The following is a 13,508-nucleotide window of genomic DNA, read 5'->3' as shown; positions in this document are numbered from 1 at the left end:
ATGCCGGGTTTATTTTTAGTTGTTTAAGCGCGGTGCCTGAAGCTGTTTACGGATAGTCTGCGCCAGTTCGTCCATAGAGGGCTGCTCCGGATGTTCGTCCTGAAGCTCGCCGCTCAACTGGGCCTCGGCCAGATAGGTATGAACCGGATGGCCGTCGTCATCTTCCATAACCACGTGATACCAGGGGGCGGCGCGCAATTCTGCATTTACCGCCAGCTCGTCTGCGTCAGGTTCATCCAGCGCGTATTCAGGATCGATATCGACCACTACGCCCAGATAACCCAGCAATGAGTGGCGGACCTGTTGGCCAATACCAAATTTGCTGGCAATCATCGTCACCTCCCGGGGAAACTTAGCTCTGCATCAGATATGCGGGCGGTTTCCCATTATTCAAGTTACATGATGCGGCAGGCAAATCCTTTCAAATAAAGCCCTTCCGGGTAGCTCGCTATCACCGGGTGATCGGCTGCCTGACGGAACTGCTCTATAAATTGTACATCACGCCCGGCATCTACAGCGGCATCGGCAATGATTTTCTGAAATAAATCGCTGGCCATCAGCCCGGAGCAGGAGAAAGTCAGCAGTACGCCGCCCGGGTTGAGCAGCTGGATCGCCAGCATATTGATATCTTTATAGCCGCGGCAGGCCCCCATCAGCTGATTTTTATTTTCCACAAACTTCGGCGGGTCCATCACGATGACATCGAATTTCTCACCCTGATCGCGATATTTACGCAGCAGCTTGAACACGTCATCACGGACAAATTCCGCCTTGCTGAGATCCAGACCGTTCAGCTCTACGTTTTGTTTTGCTACGTCCAGCGCGTCCTGCGACGTATCGACGCTGATCACCTGCTGGCATCCGCCTATCAGCGCGGAAACCGCGAACCCGCCGGTGTAGGAGAAGCAGTTCAGCACGCGCTTATCCTTCACATAACCGCGAGTCGCGAAGCGGCTGTCGCGCTGATCGAGGTAGTAACCGGTCTTGTGGCCGCCTTTGATATCCACCAGCAGCTTCATGCCGTGCTCTTCAATCGCCAGCAGATCAGGGGGCAATTCGCCGCTCACCGGACCCTGCGTCAGTTCCATGCCCTCTTTCTTACGCACGGCGACATCGGAACGATCGTAAATAGCGCATTCAGGATAGAGCGCGTGCAGCGCGCTAAGCAGGGCGGGGCGTTGATACTCCGCGCCAGCCGACAGCAGTTGCAGCACCAGGAAATCACCGAAGCGATCGATAGTGACGCCCGGCAATCCATCTGACTCACCGGCAATTAAGCGATAACTGTCGAGCCCGTCGCGCGCTGCCAGCCAGTTGCGCCACTGCTGCGCCTGTTGCAGACGTTGAGTGAAAAAGTCGATATCGATGGATTCATCGCGATCAAAAGTCCAGACGCGGGCGCGGATCTGCGAAGCGGGAGAATACGCGCCGCGCGCCAGCCACTTGCCCTGGTGGTCGACGATATCAATGGTTTCACCCAGACTGGCTTTTCCTTCCAGACGCGCAACGGCGCCGGAAAATACCCACGGATGGCGGCGCAATAACGATTTCTCGCGCCCTTTGGCTAACACTAAACGTACGCTCATAATTTGCTATGCTGATGTCAGAGAAAATGGGCGCCATTTTCCCGAGTTCAGCGGCGAAATGCAACGCGCCCGGCATAAAGGAGCACGGTAATGTCAAATGTATGCGTAATCGCCTGGGTGCACGGCATGGTTCAGGGCGTAGGGTTTCGTTACAGCACCCAGCATGAAGCTAACCGACTGGGGCTTACCGGGTATGCCCGAAATTTAGACGATGGCAGCGTGGAAGTGGTCGCCTGCGGCGAAAATGAGCGGGTGGAACAGCTGCTGGCCTGGCTAAAAGCGGGCGGGCCGCGTAGCGCCCGGGTGGAAAAAGTGCTTCATGAGCCGCACCGACCCGAGCGCGAATGGACCAACTTCGGCATTCGCCATTAAAGGCATTTTACCGGCTTAGGCAGACCCGCGATTTTAGTGGCCTGCTTCGCCGGGCCTTTCGGAAACAGTCGGAACAGATAGCGGCTGTTGCCTTTCTCTTCGCCATACGCCTTCGCCATCGCCTTGACTAACATTCGGATGGCGGGCGAGGTATTAAATTCCAGATAAAACGCACGCACGAAGCGCACCACTTCCCAGTGTTCAGGCGTCAGCGCGATGCCTTCCTGTTCAGCAATCACCTCTGCGAGGCCTTCGCTCCAGGCGCTGGCGTCTTTCAGATAACCGTCGTTATCGGTTTCAAATTGTTTATCGTTAAAGGTCAACATAATGCTCTTACCACCGTGAAACGGGGTCGCAGTGTAGCAAATATTGGGGGCTGAAAAAAACAAAGCCCCGCACAGTGGCGGGGCCGGGTAAACATGAGGCTGATTAATCGCGGCTGGCGAAGCCCAGGATGCTCAGCAGGCTGACGAAGATGTTATACAGCGAGACGTACAGGCTTACTGTCGCGCGGATATAGTTTGTTTCGCCGCCGTGAATGATATTGCTGGTCTCATACAGGATTGCGCCAGAGGAGATCAGAATAAACACGGCACTGATTGCCAGGTGCAGGGCAGGCAGTTGCAGGAAGATGTTCGCCACCATGCCAATCAGCACCACCACGATACCCGCCATCAGCATACCGCCCATAAAGGACATGTCTTTACGAGTGGTCAGCACGTAGGCGGAGCAGCAGAAGAACACTAACGCGGTGCCGCCCAGCGCCATGCCGATCACGTCGCCCATCCCGGCAGACAGATAAGCATTCAGGATCGGGCCAAGGATATAACCCAGGAAACCGGTGAACGCGAACGCAGAGACAATCCCTGCCGGCGAGTTGGCGGTTTTATAGGTCAGGAACATCAGGCCGTACATCCCCACCAGCGTCAGGATAATCCCCGGAGACGGCAGGCCCAGTACGGTACTGGCGGTGGCGGTCATCGCCGAAAACGCCAGCGTCAGGCTCAACAGGAAATAGGTATTACGCAGCACTTTATGCGTGCTAAGCAGCGAATTCATATCGCGTGAGGAATAAACTATGCGATCCATGAGTTGTTCTCTCATTACAGGTGGTTAGCGTCAGAGAATAGTGCGCCATAAGGAAGCGGGAAAGTGCTTTTACCCATCTTTACGCTGATTTATCAAGCGAAAACAATCACCAGGCGGCTAATTAAGATTAAGGAATGTGTCCGAGCCTGAGCGCTTTTTTTGCTGTCTTTGTGTACATAACGTCGATATTTCAGGCGATTAATCGCAATTTGCTTGTTTTTGCGGCAAACGAACGGTTCCGGGCTTTACAGGAGGAAAGGGGATGTTTATAGTTCGCCTCATTGGAAGTGTGGCCGAGCGGTTGAAGGCACCGGTCTTGAAAACCGGCGACTCGAAAGGGTCCCAGAGTTCGAATCTCTGCGCTTCCGCCATATTAGTGAAGGGGTCGTCGAAAGACGACCCCTTTTGCTTTATGAAGTACGGCTAAAGCGACAATGATAAAAGCCAGAGCGTCTTAACGCCCACTCCGGCTCTGTTCTCCTTCTTATCCCTCAACTGCCTCGCGCTGCCGGGCTTTCATCATGATATCGGTCAGTGGTGCATACTGCGCCAGTGTTGATCCTCAATCGTGGTCATCATGGCGCGCGGGCCGTAAGCGGCTTTGCTCTCTCTCCGGCGTCAGTTTTCCCCCTTTTGGTAGCGAACATCGGCCGATGCAGGCGCGGAATCAGCATTAACAGACCTGTTAAGGTTGAAAGCGCCAGAGAAGTGCGGGTTAAAAGGTCAGCGCCGGGATGCTATCCAGCGCCGCGCGGCGGCGTTTTTCCGCGCTCAGTTGCGTCAGGCGGGCGCGATCGACACAGACAATGGCGTTGGTCGGGCACGCCTCAATACAGGCGGGGCCTTCTGCGCGGTGATGGCACAGGTCGCACTTATTGGCTTCGGCTTTTTCCGCCATCACGTTTAAGCCCGCGCCGCTATTACGCACCACCGGGCGAACCACCACTTCCATTGCACCGTACGGGCAGGCAACCACGCAGGTTTTACAGCCGATGCAGCGTTCCTGCTGAACGTGAACAAACCCCTGGTCGCGGCGGATCGCGCCGTTCGGGCAGACGTTAGCGCAGGGCGCGTCTTCACACTGGCGGCACATCGTCGCGGTAGAGACATTCACCCCTTTGATAACATGTACCCGGGGCAGAAAGGTTTTCGCCGTCAGGGCTGAGCAGTCCTGGTCCTGCTGGTGAGAAACCACGCAGGCGACTTCGCATGTGCGGCACCCAATACATTTGCTGGCATCAGCAATGATGAAGCGGTTCATCAATTTCTCCGGTTAATAAGTAACGCTCACCCTAAGCATTAACCGTGCCAGGTTTCAATTTATTGAAAATATTGGGTTTTATAAGATTTCTTGATGAGGCGTCACTGTCATTGCCATTTGTGACACTGTCAGTGACGCCCCGGCAGGAAGATAGTAACGCGGGAACCCCGCGCTACAGCGCCGCGAAACCGCCGTTATCGCGCCAGTCGCCAAGACGCTGATAAACCGTCTCAACCGCCTGTTTCACCGCCCCGGTCATGGGATAATAAAACCCCACAATATCCGGTTGTATGCCGACGAAGATCACCTCACCCACGTCGGGCCTCAGCTGTTCCACCAGGTAGTTGAGCGGCATATTATGGGTGGTCATCATAAACATCCCGGCGATATCATCCGGGTCGATAATGCGGATCTCGCCGGGCTGCAGCCCCATATCGGTGGCATCGACGATCAACAGCCGATCGGGACGCAGTTCGCGGATCGCCACAATATCGTTTTCCGGCGCGCTGCCGCCGTCAATGACCTGCCATGCCCCCTGGGGCGCCGAATGACAGCGTTCAGCCAGCAGCGGACCGGCGCCGTCATCACCCATCATGCTATTGCCCACGCACAGTAATACGTCAGTCATATTGCCTCCTCACCATGATATAGACCGCGCTTTCTTGCTGAATGGCCGCCAGCCAGCCAAGCATGGCCTGGCTCCACGCCTGTTGCTCATCGGTCTGCACGGCAAGCGCGCTATCAAACGCGCGCGCCAGCATCGTCACATGGCTGTGGTCGATGACAATCTCGCCATAGCGCGGCACGCCTTCCATTTTGCGCCGCGCCTCGCTACCGTCGGCGAGGGTGGCTATCCAGGCGCGATAGTCAGCCAGGTTGCAGGTCAGCGCCGCCGACAGGCAGTCAATCACGCCAAGATGATGGCCAATCGCCAGGCTGTAATAGATCACCTGTTGCGCTTTCGGGGGAGTCGCCTCGCTGTGGTCAATAAATTTACGGCTTAATACGCTGAACACCACCGACTCGTTCATCACACCCGCTCCTGTTCCACGACGCTGTGCAGGCTGGTGACGATTTCGTTTAGGCGCGGATCGTTTTCCTGCTCCAGCCAGCGCCGCACGTGGTCGTCGCCCTGCACCAGATGGCGCATATAGTCATCGGCGATCTGACGCCCATAGCGATAGCCCGCCAGGCGGCGCGCGGTCCGCTCCACACGCACCCGCAACGGTTGCACCATTTGCGGATGAAGGATTTCCGCGGGCGCGGCATCCAGTTCGCCCGGTTCGCGCGCATGGATTTTTTGTTCCAGCAGTCCCAGCGCCAGCGCGAAGCCATACAGCGTCGAGGCGGGGGTCGGCGGGCAACCGGGGATATACACGTCAACCGGGACAATTTTATCGGTACCGCCCCAGACGCAGTAAAGATCGTGGAAAATCCCGCCGGTATTGCCGCAGGCGCCGTAGGAGATGCAGATCTTCGGATCCGGTGACGATTCCCAGGCGCGCAGGGCAGGGGAGCGCATGGCGCGGGTCACCGCGCCGGTAAACAGTAAAATGTCGGCATGGCGGGGTGACGGCACCACTTTGATGCCGAAGCGTTCGGCATCAAACAGCGGCGACAGGGTGGCGAAAATTTCGATTTCACAACCGTTGCAGCCGCCGCAGTCGACCCGATAAACATAGGCCGAGCGTTTGATTTTCTTTAGCAGCGCGGTTTTCATGGCGGCAATGGATTCATCCACCGTCATCGGCACCGGTATGCCCTGAGCGTCGCGCGGACCTAAAAGCTGGCTCATTACACCGCCTCCTTCATCTCACGGGTAAAGTCGATACGTTCAGACGGGGCCAGGCCTTGCTGGCGTTTGCAGTCCGGGCAGGTTTCGAGACTCTCCCGGCGTTGCTCAGCACGGCTATCGCCGTGATGGGCTAACAGGGCGATAGCGTAATCAATCTCTTTTTGCACCGCGTAAGGCGAGCCGCATACCCGGCAGTGGCAGTAATCGAACCGCGCCTGCTGCAAAAAATCCGCTTTTCGCCACACCGCCAGCTCATACTCACGCGTCAGCGCGATCGCCGCCGTGGGGCAGACTTCCTCACAGCGCCCGCAGAAAATGCAGCGTCCGAGATCGAACTGCCAGGCCAGTTGCTGCTTAACCTGATCGATCCCGACCGTTAAGGCGTTTGACGGGCAGGCGTTAACGCAGGCGGCACAGCCAATACACTGCTGCGGATTATGCTGCGGCTTGCCGCGGTAATTTTTATCCACGTCATACGGCTGTAGCGGCCAGGTTGACGTCGCCACGCCGCCTTTGAGGGCTTTTTTGATAAAAGTAAACATACTCTCCCCGGACTATTTCAGCGGTGAATTGACGCGCTCGATGCTGTAGCGCTCAAGCTCTTTGTACGGCACTACCTGGCTTTTCTTCTTACGGACATCCACCACCGTCATACGGTCGGTGCAGGAGTAGCAAGGGTCGAGGCTGCCGATGATCAGCGGCGCATCCGAAACGGTATTCCCGCGCAGCATATAGCGCAGCGTCGGCCAGTTGGCGTAGGTCGCCGCCCGGCAGCGCCAGCGGTAGAGTTTCTGGTTATCGCCGGTCATGCTCCAGTGGATATCGTCGCCGCGCGGCGCTTCCGAAAAGCCCAGCGCAAAGCGGTGCGGAATATAGGTAAACCCTTCCACCGCCAGCGGGCCGCCCGGCAGGTTATCAAGGCCAAAATCGATCATATTCAGCGCGGTGAAGACTTCGTTGATACGCACTTTCAGGCGCGACAGCACGTCACAGCCGTTCAGGGTGTGGACTTCCATCGGCAACAGGCCATAGCCGACAAACGGATGGTCGGCGCGGGTATCGCGGGCGTGGCCGCTGGCGCGCACCATCGGGCCCACGTTGCTGAAGTCGCGCGCGATCTGCGGGTCGAGACGGCCAATGCCGACAGTGCGCTGTTCAATATTGGGGGTACTCAGCAGGATATCGACCAGATCCTGCACGTCGCGGCGCATTTGCTGCGCGAGCTGGCGGGTCTGGATCATGTCGTCTTTCAGCAAGTCGCGACGAATGCCGCCGATCAGATTCAGGCCGTAGGTTTTACGCGCGCCGGTGAGGATCTCGGCCATTTTCATAGAGGCTTCGCGCACTTTGAAAAACTGCATAAAGCCGGAGTCGAAACCGACGAAGTGGCAGGCAAGGCCAAGATTAAGCAGATGGCTGTGCAGGCGCTCCACTTCGAGCAGGATCGCGCGGATCATTTGGGCGCGTTCCGGCACCACGATGCCCATCGCATTCTCTACCGAAGTGGTGTAGGCGGTACTGTGGGCGAAGCCGCAGATCCCGCAGACCCGATCGGACAGGAAAGTGACTTCGTTATAACCCATGCGGGTTTCCGCCAGCTTTTCCATACCGCGATGGACGTAAAACAGGCGGTAATCGGCGTCGATAATATTTTCGCCATCGACAAACAGACGGAAGTGGCCCGGCTCGTCCGAGGTAACGTGCAGTGGGCCAATGGGCACCACATTGTTTTTCTTGTTACCCAGCTCGTTGATGAATTCATAGGTTTCGCTGTCGGTGGTCGGTGCCGGACGCTGGCGGTAGTCCATGCTGTCTTTACGCAGCGGATAGAGATCGTCAGGCCAGTCATCCGGCAGCACCAGACGGCGCTCATCGGGCAACCCCACCGCAATCAAACCGTACATATCGCGTACTTCGCGCTCGCCCCACACGGCGGCAGGCACGCGCGGCGTGACGGACGGGAATTCCGGCCGGTCAGGGTCGACTTCCACCCGCACCGTGATCCAGCATTTGGTGCCTTGTTCCATCGACAGTACGTAATACACCGCGAAATGGCCGCACAGTTTGCGCTCATCGTTGCCGAACAGCACCGACAGCCAGCCGCCCTGTTGGTAATACAGGTACTCCACGACTTCCGGCAAATAATTCAGTTTGACGGTCAGGGTGATCTGGTCGCGGGTTTGCCAGGCCTCATCAAGCACCACCCCAGGAAACGCCTGGTGCAGCGCAGCAAGATAGTGTTGACCCACTTTTTCTTCAGACATCATAAATTCTCTTATCACGCCGCCAGCAAGGAGACGAAGGCTAAAAAGGCAAAGCCGAAACCGGCCCAGGTAACACGGGACGTCTCAACAAAACGCAGACGCGCCATGCTGTTCTCCGCCAGGGCGATCAGCAGCACCGCCGCCGCCAGCTTTATCACCGCTATCAGCACGGCGAGGATCAGCCCCGACCAGGAGAACGCGCTCATCTGGCCCCAGGGGATAAACACGCCGAGAAACATTTGCAGCACCACCAGCTGTTTCAGGCTGATGCCCCACTTCAGCAGGGCAAAACCGCTGCCGCTGTATTCGCTGAGCGGCCCTTCCTGCAACTCCTGTTCCGCTTCGGCCAGATCGAACGGCAGCTTGCCCATTTCAATGAACGTAGCGAACGCGCAGGCCAGCAGCGCCAGCCCGAGCGGCAGGGTAGCGCGCACGGGCCAGTGATAGATCGTCAGGGTAATACTGCTGATATGGGTTGCGCCTGCCACCTGTGCCGCCACCCACAGGCCGAGCAGCAGAATCGGCTCAACCAGCACGCCGAGCATCGCCTCGCGGCTGGCGCCGATGCCGGTAAACGGGCTACCGGTGTCCAGCCCGGCAATAGCGAAAAAGAAACGGGCAATGGCGAACAGGTAGATCAGCGTGATCAGATCGCCCAGATCAGGCAGCGGCGAGTACAGCGTCACCACCGGCAGCGCGCAGGCGATGGTCAGCATCACGCCCACCATCACCAGCGGCATCAGGCGGAATACCCAACCGGAAGCGGCGGGGGCAACGCTCTGGCGACCAAGTAATTTGACCAGATCCCGGTATTCCTGAAGTATTCCGGGGCCGCGGCGGTTATGCAGCCGGGCGCGGGCGGCCCGGGTAATGCCAGACAACAGCGGCGCAACGGCAAACAGCGCCAGCATCTGGATGACGGGCAAAAGCAGATGGGTCATATCAGGCTCCCTGAGAAATCACGACAACCAGCAGAACGGCCAGTTCGATAAACGCCATCCGACGGCATAGCCGACCGGTTCGTTCACCGTGCCAGCCGGGGAAAAGCGCAACCGGGTTCAGACGCTTGCGCAGCGCCAGCACCGGCGCGAACGCCGCTTTTAGCGGATGGGCGAAACCGTGGGCGGTGATCACCATCTCCGGTTCATGCTGGTAGCCACATACCCAGGCCGAACCGCGGGTACGGTTTTGCAGCCGATCGCCCCTGAACAGCGCCATCATCGCCAGCGGCAGCAGCAGCGTCGCGATCAGCAGCAAGGTGATCATCGGTTGAGAGACTTCCGTGCCCGGCGTCGCCAACGGCAGCGGCACGGCATGACCCAGCAGCGGCAGCAGCCACGGCGCGCCAACACCGCCCGCCACGCAGCACAAGGCCAGAACGGCGACGCTCAACGTCATCAGCAACGGAACAGCGCAGGCATGTTGTGCGGCCGGGGTGCGCGGCGCGCCGAGAAAAGTGACGCCGTAGACTTTAGCCATACACATCACCGCCAGCGCGCCGGTAATGGCCAGGCCTGCCGCCAGCAGCGGGCCCAGCAGGCGGGCGATAAACTGCGGCTGATTGCCAAGATGGAAGAAAGACTGATAAATCACCCACTCGCCGGCAAAGCCATTGAGCGGCGGCAGCGCGGCCATCGCCATCAGGCCAACCAGCATCGCCACGGAAATCAGCGGCATACGCTTACCGAGGCCGCCGAGTTTCTCAATATCGTGCTGCCCGGTACTGAACCACACCGCCCCGGCGCCCAGAAACAGCGTGGTTTTGAACAGGCTGTGATTGAACAGGTGGTACAGCCCACCCGTCAGGCCGAGCGCGACCAGCAGCGGCGCCTGGAGACTGATGCCCATCAGCCCGACGCCGAGACCGAGCAGGATAATCCCGATATTTTCCAGCGAATGGTAAGCCAGCAGACGATTGATGTTGTGCTCCATCAGCGCGTACAGCCCGCCGACGAAAGCGGTGATCGCGCCCAGCAGCGCCACCATCACGCCGCACCACAGCGGCAACACATTCAGCAGTGAGAAAGTGAGCAGGCCGTAAACGCCGACTTTCAGCACCACGGCGGAAAACAGCGCCGCCGCCGGGCCGCTGGCCTGTGCATGCGCTGAAGGCACCCAGCCGTGCAGCGGAATAATGCCTGCCAGTAGACCGAACCCGATAACACCGGCTACCCAGATCGGGAGGCTCAGCGGTTGGCCAGCCATCATTTGCGACATCAGGGTGAGATCCAGCGTGCCGTACTGCTCCCAGAGCAGCGCGCAAGCGACGGCCAACAGCAGCGTCCCGAGGCGGCCCAGCGCAAACCACAGTTTGCCGGACTGGGCGCAGCCGGTCAGGAACATCGCGCACAGCGCCAGAATCTCCGTCATCAATACCAGTATGCCGAGGTTGGCGCTCACCACCGCCATCAGCGCCGCCGCCAGCAGCAGGTTCATTATCCATCCGTCGGCCTTAAGCGGGCGCTGGCGATGAAGTGGAATGGCGAACAGGCTAATAAACAGGCCGGGCAGGCCAAGGGTGAGAAGCCATACGGCGTTTAGCGCGGAAAGCTGCGCCTGAAAATGGAGTGCCGCAACGGTGAACCGCAGCGCGGCATCGCCGTGGGTTAACGCCAGCGCGCCGGCGAGCGTTGCCAGCGCGCTGCCCAGCGCGCCGCCCAGACCGGCGATCACAGCGCTAAGCGGTTTGTGAAAAGCCAGCAGCGCCGCGATCAGGGCGCTGCCGCTGAATGCCCACAGCGCGCCGTTAATCAGATCAGAGTAATTCATTGTTCTCCCTCGCCACCCGCGCTAAACAGCGACAGATCGCCGTAGTCAAGATTGATGGTCAGCGCGCGTTTGCGTTTGCTGGCCTGGGCGATATCCTGGTTATTGACCACGCGAAGGGCGTGGGTCGGGCAGGTACGCACGCAGGCCGGCCCCTGCTCATCAAAGCTGCATAAATCGCATTTCACTGCGACAGCCCGTACTCCCGGCACCCAGTCCAGAAACGAACTGACCCGCGGGGAGGCGGGGGGCGCGGCGGGGGCTTTCGGGCTGTTGGCGTTAGCAGGGATATCCAGCGGGCGGCTACCGGAAAATTCAATGGCGCCGAAGGGGCAGACGATGCCGCATAGCTTGCAACTGACGCACAGGCTCTCATTCAACTGAACCGCGCCGTCATCGCGCACAATGGCATTTACCGGGCACACCTGAGCGCAGGGCGCATCTTCACAGTGGTGGCACAGTTGCGGAGCGGATTCTTTAGCGCTGCGCATCACTTTCAGACGCGGCATGGATTGCAGACCGTGCTGACGGTGTATCTCTGAGCAGGCGGCTTCACAGGTGCGGCAGCCAATGCAGACTTTGGCATCAGCGATTACAAAACGATTCACCAGGCTTCCTCGGGTGATTGTCATTTTTGACGAAATGGTGTCGAAATTGTCACTTTTGACATTTTTGACACCGCTATTCAGGCCAGCGCCAGACCTGCGCAGTCAGGGGCGATGTCAGCAATTTCCAGCGGCCGATCCTTTTCAATCGCCTCGTACAGGCAGTCGTAGACCTTGCCGATTTTTGACAGGTAGTGTTCCAGCACGGCCGGGCGATCCTGGTTAGCGATCTGACCATCCAGCATTCCCTTATGGTCGAGTTCAGCCGAGGCGATAAGCGCACTCTCTTTTCCGTCGCGGGTTTCCAGACGGTAATGGATGGTGTGGCAGTTAAAGTCAGGCGCCTGAACAACGCGAATAATGAAGTGATCGAACAAATAAAAGCGCAGCCCTTCTTCCGGTTCGCAGCTAATCGCGTGATGAAGTTTGTACTTAGACAAGGTGATGGCCTGGACCAGGGTATTACAATAGGTGTGCCACTGGGACTGTAAGCGACGGTGGTGGTCGGCGATAAATTCCGCTTTTACGCTGAGCTCTGAAATAGTCATGGTAAGTCACTCTGGTTGATAAGACTTCCGGCTAAAGCACAGAGCGTGCCAGTTTTACAACATGTTGATTTATTTGATTTTTATGTCATTTCCTCCTGTGGGCTCTGTGAAGTTGACATGTCATTTTGGCAATTTAGACAAGGCGTGTGACATGACACCACTTTTTAAATCAATCGTTGGCATGGGATTTGCTTAAGTCGCATGGTGAATGCTTTTTGTCGACAGGAGACGCCATGCATGAACTCACGCTTTGCCAGCGGGCCCTGGAATTAATCGAACAGCACGCCGCCCGGCATCACGCCCGGAAAGTGACGGCAGTCTGGCTAAAAATCGGCGCGTTCTCATGCGTAGAACAGGGCGCGCTGGAGTTTTGCTTTGATCTGGTCTGCCGGGACACGCTGGCAGAAGGCTGCGAACTGCATATTGAGCAGCAAGATGCGGAGTGCTGGTGCCCGACGTGTGAGCAGTACGTTACGTTGCTTTCATCCCGCGTACGCCAGTGCCCGCACTGCGGCTGCGATAAATTAAACATCGTTGCTGACGAAGGTCTGCAGATAAAACGAATGGAAATCGCTCAGGAGTGAATTATGTGTACCACTTGCGGTTGCGCCGACGGCAACCTGTATATCGAAGGTGATGAGCGCAACCCGCACGCCGCCTTTCGCCGCGCGCCCTTTGCCCCTGCGGCCCGTCCGGCGCTGCACATCCGCGCCATCCGTGCGCCGGGCTTCCGCCCCGCCGAAAGCGCGCAGGGCGACCTGGATTACGGCCACGGTGAGGCCGGCACCCACGCCCCGGGCATGAGCCAGCGGCGGATGGTGGAAATCGAAACCGACGTGCTGGATAAAAACAACCGGCTGGCCGCCCGCAACCGCGCCCGCTTCGCCGCCCGCGCGCAGCTGGTATTAAATCTGGTGTCCAGCCCCGGCTCCGGTAAAACCACCCTGCTGACCGAAACCCTGACGCGCCTGCACGGCACGGTGCCCTGCGCCGTTATCGAGGGCGACCAGCAGACGGCGAACGATGCCGAGCGCATCCGCGCCACCGGCACCCCGGCAGTCCAGGTGAATACCGGCAGGGGCTGCCATCTGGATGCGCAGATGATTGCCGACGCCGTGCAGCGTCTGCCCCCGGACGAGCGGGGCATTCTGTTTATCGAAAACGTCGGTAACCTGGTGTGCCCGGCCGGCTTTGACCTCGGCGAGCGCCATAAGGTGGCGGT

The 13,508-nt window shown here is 58.5% G+C and carries 17 protein-coding genes and 1 tRNA gene; 4 read left to right on the top strand and 14 right to left on the bottom strand.

Annotated elements, in window-relative coordinates:
- Positions 1-15: 15 nt before the first annotated feature.
- Both hspQ and rlmI read right to left on the bottom strand, forming a co-directional pair.
- Positions 16-333, bottom strand: a complete 318-nt coding sequence (hspQ, locus tag GV764_RS18745; protein ID WP_161661439.1) for a heat shock protein HspQ — start codon at positions 331-333, stop codon at positions 16-18.
- 62 nt (positions 334-395) lie between these two features.
- On the bottom strand, positions 396-1,586 hold the full coding sequence (rlmI, locus tag GV764_RS18740) for a 23S rRNA (cytosine(1962)-C(5))-methyltransferase RlmI (protein WP_161661438.1): 1,191 nt from the start codon (positions 1,584-1,586) through the stop codon (positions 396-398).
- Between the two features lie 90 nt (positions 1,587-1,676).
- On the opposite strand from rlmI, the gene yccX reads away from it, so the two are divergent.
- The gene (yccX, locus tag GV764_RS18735) at positions 1,677-1,958 is read left to right on the top strand and encodes an acylphosphatase (RefSeq protein ID WP_161661437.1); all 282 of its coding nucleotides are present in this window, start codon (positions 1,677-1,679) and stop codon (positions 1,956-1,958) included.
- On the opposite strand, the gene tusE is transcribed toward yccX, so the two are convergent.
- Together tusE and yccA are read right to left on the bottom strand one after the other, a co-directional pair.
- Positions 1,955-2,284, bottom strand: a complete 330-nt coding sequence (gene tusE / locus GV764_RS18730) for a sulfurtransferase TusE (protein WP_161661436.1) — start codon at positions 2,282-2,284, stop codon at positions 1,955-1,957. The genes yccX and tusE overlap by 4 nt on opposite strands.
- A 103-nt stretch (positions 2,285-2,387) precedes the next feature.
- Positions 2,388-3,047 carry an FtsH protease modulator YccA gene (yccA, locus tag GV764_RS18725; protein WP_125291833.1) on the bottom strand — a complete coding sequence of 220 codons (660 nt, stop codon included), beginning with the start codon at positions 3,045-3,047 and terminating at the stop codon, positions 2,388-2,390.
- Positions 3,048-3,330: 283 nt separating this feature from the next.
- Between yccA and GV764_RS18720 the strand changes: the two genes are divergently transcribed.
- Positions 3,331-3,418, top strand: a tRNA-Ser gene (locus GV764_RS18720).
- A 344-nt stretch (positions 3,419-3,762) separates the two neighbouring features.
- Here the strand turns inward: GV764_RS18720 and hydN are convergent.
- From hydN to hycA, 10 genes are all read right to left on the bottom strand, one after another.
- Positions 3,763-4,308, bottom strand: coding sequence for an electron transport protein HydN (gene hydN, locus GV764_RS18715; protein WP_161661435.1), 546 nt, complete (start codon positions 4,306-4,308; stop codon positions 3,763-3,765).
- Between the two features lie 172 nt (positions 4,309-4,480).
- Positions 4,481-4,936 carry a hydrogenase maturation peptidase HycI gene (gene hycI, locus GV764_RS18710; protein ID WP_161661434.1) on the bottom strand — a complete coding sequence of 152 codons (456 nt, stop codon included), beginning with the start codon at positions 4,934-4,936 and terminating at the stop codon, positions 4,481-4,483.
- On the bottom strand, positions 4,929-5,339 hold the full coding sequence (locus GV764_RS18705) for a formate hydrogenlyase maturation HycH family protein (protein ID WP_161661515.1): 411 nt from the start codon (positions 5,337-5,339) through the stop codon (positions 4,929-4,931). The genes hycI and GV764_RS18705 overlap by 8 nt, the downstream gene beginning before the upstream one ends.
- On the bottom strand, positions 5,339-6,103 hold the full coding sequence (locus GV764_RS18700) for an NADH-quinone oxidoreductase subunit B family protein (RefSeq protein ID WP_161661433.1): 765 nt from the start codon (positions 6,101-6,103) through the stop codon (positions 5,339-5,341). Before GV764_RS18700 ends, GV764_RS18705 begins: the two co-directional genes overlap by 1 nt.
- Positions 6,103-6,645 (bottom strand): formate hydrogenlyase complex iron-sulfur subunit, encoded by a 543-nt coding sequence (locus GV764_RS18695; protein WP_161661432.1) that lies wholly within the window; start codon positions 6,643-6,645, stop codon positions 6,103-6,105. Before GV764_RS18695 ends, GV764_RS18700 begins: the two co-directional genes overlap by 1 nt.
- A 12-nt stretch (positions 6,646-6,657) precedes the next feature.
- Positions 6,658-8,367, bottom strand: coding sequence for a hydrogenase large subunit (locus tag GV764_RS18690; RefSeq protein WP_161661514.1), 1,710 nt, complete (start codon positions 8,365-8,367; stop codon positions 6,658-6,660).
- A 14-nt stretch (positions 8,368-8,381) separates the two neighbouring features.
- Positions 8,382-9,308 carry a respiratory chain complex I subunit 1 family protein gene (locus GV764_RS18685; RefSeq protein WP_161661431.1) on the bottom strand — a complete coding sequence of 309 codons (927 nt, stop codon included), beginning with the start codon at positions 9,306-9,308 and terminating at the stop codon, positions 8,382-8,384.
- Position 9,309: 1 nt separating this feature from the next.
- On the bottom strand, positions 9,310-11,136 hold the full coding sequence (gene hycC / locus GV764_RS18680) for a formate hydrogenlyase subunit 3 (RefSeq protein WP_161661430.1): 1,827 nt from the start codon (positions 11,134-11,136) through the stop codon (positions 9,310-9,312).
- Positions 11,133-11,741, bottom strand: a complete 609-nt coding sequence (locus GV764_RS18675) for a 4Fe-4S dicluster domain-containing protein (RefSeq protein WP_161661429.1) — start codon at positions 11,739-11,741, stop codon at positions 11,133-11,135. The genes hycC and GV764_RS18675 overlap by 4 nt, the downstream gene beginning before the upstream one ends.
- 77 nt (positions 11,742-11,818) lie before the next feature.
- Positions 11,819-12,286 (bottom strand): formate hydrogenlyase regulator HycA, encoded by a 468-nt coding sequence (hycA, locus tag GV764_RS18670; RefSeq protein WP_161661428.1) that lies wholly within the window; start codon positions 12,284-12,286, stop codon positions 11,819-11,821.
- A 233-nt stretch (positions 12,287-12,519) separates the two neighbouring features.
- Between hycA and hypA the strand changes: the two genes are divergently transcribed.
- The gene (gene hypA / locus GV764_RS18665; RefSeq protein ID WP_161661427.1) at positions 12,520-12,870 is read left to right on the top strand and encodes a hydrogenase maturation nickel metallochaperone HypA; all 351 of its coding nucleotides are present in this window, start codon (positions 12,520-12,522) and stop codon (positions 12,868-12,870) included.
- A 3-nt stretch (positions 12,871-12,873) separates the two neighbouring features.
- Positions 12,874-13,508 (top strand): hydrogenase nickel incorporation protein HypB (gene hypB, locus GV764_RS18660; protein ID WP_161661426.1); only part of this gene is annotated, 635 nt, incomplete at its 3' end.

It is taken from the genome of Atlantibacter hermannii (assembly GCF_009907385.1).
Taxonomy (GTDB): Bacteria; Pseudomonadota; Gammaproteobacteria; order Enterobacterales; family Enterobacteriaceae; genus Atlantibacter; species Atlantibacter hermannii_A.
Note: the sequence above shows the minus strand (reverse complement) of the source record. Positions and strands in the feature narration are given on the sequence as shown.